Origin of the sequence: Citrobacter sp. Awk 2 (genome assembly GCF_028069815.1) — a bacterium.
In the GTDB taxonomy this organism is placed as follows: domain Bacteria; phylum Pseudomonadota; class Gammaproteobacteria; order Enterobacterales; family Enterobacteriaceae; genus Citrobacter.
Genome location: NZ_JANEWL010000193.1, coordinates 1 through 2,466 on the forward strand (window position 1 = coordinate 1; position 2,466 = coordinate 2,466).

Consider the following 2,466-nt stretch of genomic DNA (forward strand, 5'->3'; position numbering starts at 1 on the left):
TAATTAATCAGTTCCAATCTGGTAAAATCAGAGTCTGTAATAAATACTGATGCTCGCTTTACCGTTTGTAAAAGTTCTTTACGCATATACCTAACTCTCTCAGGAGGATGGCATTGCGGAAAAGTAAAAACAGAAAGATCATGAAACGTGACAACACAGCGGTCTACCCTGGGTGGCAGATAAAAATTCGGCCCATGATAAATCGCATCCTTATGATCTCTCAAGACATTTGTCTTCAACCACGGTGCTGTAAGCCGATATACTTCCGAAGCCAGTCGACTCTTTTTTATTAAACTTTTAAGCCCTTCCGTAGAAGAGCTATTTTCTTTAGCCACAGGCATTTGCTGAGTGAGTCGATGCCCATTTAAAAAAAGTAATTCGGATATTTCTGGAGCATCAGATAAACATTTAGCCAACTCAAATGCATAGCGACCGATACCTGTTAATGGATATTTTATCGCATCAGTTCCAAATATGACTTTCATTACTCGTTTTCCAACATCCAGCGCAGGGTATCTTCGAGTGGTGGGACATTCCAATCTGGAATAAATGATTGTAGTTTCGATGGATCCCCACTAAGTGTCTTAACTTCATTTGCTCGGACAAATTCTGGATTAATTTGGATGGTCAGATGGTGTCCGGTTATTTTTTCACAAAGTTCAATAACTTTTCTCAGTGAATATGTGCGACCAGAGCAGATGTTAATAACTTCGCCAACTGGTTTCGCCTGTAATAATTTGACATAAGCATGGCTTAGTGCACGAACATCCGTAAAATCGCGCCAAACATCAATGTTACCTAACTCGATCGTCGGTGATTTTGATTTAAAGTGTTTAACTATCTTTGGCAAAAGGAAGTTTTCCGCCTGACCAACACCTGTATAGTTAAATGGCCTCGTAATGAATACGGGGAGTTTATCCATCCACAATCGAGACATATACTCCATGGCCAACTTGCTAACGGCATAATCGTTCGCTGGATTTGCTGCCGCAGATTCACTCAGTTGCCCGGCGGTACCATTTCCATAAATGTTAGCACTACTGGCGAGAAGCACACCATCCAGGATCGCGCTACAGGCACTCAAAGCCTGCAATAAATTGCGCGTTCCAAGTAAATTGACGTTGTAGAAAGCATCTGCATCACCATGCCCTACATAAGCGATAGCGGCCAAATGTATAACAACGTTTGGTTGTATGAACTGAATAACCTCCTGCAATCTCGCAGTATCCATTAGATCAACCTGGTAATAATCTGGTTGATCAAAAGGCATTGCGCCAATACCAAATACCCGATATCCGGCAGCGGATAATTCCGCTGCCACATAGCGGCCGGTAAAACCATTAATCCCTGTCACCAGAGCATGTTTGCCGGCACCGAACATCAGAATGAAAACCCTTGCTGGTTACGACGTAAATCAGCCTCAACCATCAACTGGCACAACTGCTCCAGCGAAGTTTTTGGCTCCCACCCCAGAATTTCTTTTGCACGAGCTGGATTACCGATTAATAGATCGACTTCAGCAGGACGGAAGAATTTTGGATTTACACGAACCAACGTTTTTCCAGTTGCGGAGTCAATACCCACTTCTTCCTCGTCCTTACCCTCAAAACGCAGTGTAAATCCAGCAGCTTTGAAAGCCATGCTGACGAAGTCGCGCACAGTCTCTGTACGGTTAGTTGCCAGTACGAAGGTATCTGGTTTTTCTGCCTGCAGAATACGCCACATTCCTTCTACATACTCTTTGGCATAACCCCAGTCACGCTTAGCGTCCATATTGCCGAGTTCAAGAACGTCAAGTTTACCAAGCTTAATTTTTGCAACAGAATCAGTGATTTTACGCGTTACAAATTCCTGACCACGTAATGGTGATTCGTGGTTAAACAGGATTCCGCTTGATGCAAAAATATTATAGCTCTCACGGTAGTTCACGGTCATCCAGTGAGCATACAGTTTAGCTACGCCATATGGGCTGCGCGGATAGAATGGAGTATCTTCTTTCTGCGGAACGGCCTGGACCAGACCAAACATTTCAGACGTTGATGCCTGATAAAAACGGATCTGAGGATTAACAATGCGGATGGCTTCAAGTAGGTTAACAGGGCCAATACCGGTGATTTCTGCAGTAGTGACCGGCTGGTCGAATGAAACGCCAACAAAGCTTTGCGCCGCAAGGTTATAAACCTCGGATGCCCCCGTAGTCTGGAGCAAGCGAATGCTGGCAGAAAGGTCGGTTAAATCGTATTCAATCAAGTGCAGGTTAGGGTTTTTCTTAATACCTAATTCTTCGATACGCCAAAAATTAACAGAGCTAGTACGACGATAAGTACCATAGACTTTATAGCCTTTGCCCAGCAGCAACTCAGCCAGGTACGCACCATCTTGCCCAGTAATACCAGTAATAATTGCAGACTTCATCATATTGACCTTTAACTTATACAAATTAAATTTAACAAAAGAAGATTATAC

At 43.3% G+C, this 2,466-nt stretch carries 2 protein-coding genes and 1 pseudogene; all 3 read right to left on the bottom strand.

The window, feature by feature from the left end; genetic code table 11:
* Positions 1 to 485, bottom strand: a pseudogene (locus tag NNO02_RS23015) (glycosyltransferase family 1 protein); the annotation flags it as partial.
* The gene (locus NNO02_RS23020) at positions 485 to 1,381 is read right to left on the bottom strand and encodes a GDP-mannose 4,6-dehydratase (RefSeq protein WP_271455850.1); all 897 of its coding nucleotides are present in this window, start codon (positions 1,379 to 1,381) and stop codon (positions 485 to 487) included. The gene NNO02_RS23020 and the pseudogene NNO02_RS23015, both read right to left, overlap by 1 nt.
* Entirely contained in the window at positions 1,381 to 2,415 is a 1,035-nt protein-coding gene (gene gmd, locus NNO02_RS23025) for a GDP-mannose 4,6-dehydratase (RefSeq protein WP_271455851.1), read from the bottom strand. Before gmd ends, NNO02_RS23020 begins: the two co-directional genes overlap by 1 nt.
* Positions 2,416 to 2,466: the final 51 nt, after the last annotated feature.

What these genes read in the sequence shown, in the direction of transcription:
- NNO02_RS23020 (WP_271455850.1), bottom strand. Translation starts at nt 1,381, where the DNA reads ATGTTCGGTGCCGGCAAACATGCTCTGGTGACAGGGATTAATGGTTTT.
- gmd (WP_271455851.1), bottom strand. Translation starts at nt 2,415, where the DNA reads ATGAAGTCTGCAATTATTACTGGTATTACTGGGCAAGATGGTGCGTAC.